This window comes from Sulfitobacter sp. HI0129 (assembly GCF_001635395.1).
Classification (GTDB): Bacteria; Pseudomonadota; Alphaproteobacteria; order Rhodobacterales; family Rhodobacteraceae; genus Sulfitobacter.
Genome location: NZ_LWGH01000162.1, coordinates 1 through 270, shown reverse-complemented (window position 1 = coordinate 270; position 270 = coordinate 1). Strand labels below are relative to the sequence as shown.

1 protein-coding gene is annotated in these 270 nt (G+C 68.1%); it reads right to left on the bottom strand.

Annotated elements, in window-relative coordinates:
• Positions 1-270, bottom strand: a 270-nt coding sequence (locus A3764_RS01455; RefSeq protein WP_330220505.1) for a uroporphyrinogen decarboxylase family protein, incomplete at both ends; no start/stop codon positions are given.

Here is a 270-nt window from a genome sequence, read left to right as displayed (position 1 = left end):
GGGGTGATCCCGTGACCCAGATTGAAGATATGCGGCCCCTTTGACAGCGCCTCGACGATGCGTCGGGTTTCCCGGACGAGCGCGTCGCCCCCCGTTACCATGTGGGAGGATTTGAGGTTGCCCTGTACGCACCCCCGCGTCTGGACGTGATCCGCCACCCATTCCGCCGTCACGCCGTCATCCACGGCGATGCAGTCGGCGCCGATGGCGGCATGGGCCCCCTCATACCGCTCGCCCGCGCCGCGCGGAAAGGCGATGATCGGCACGCCG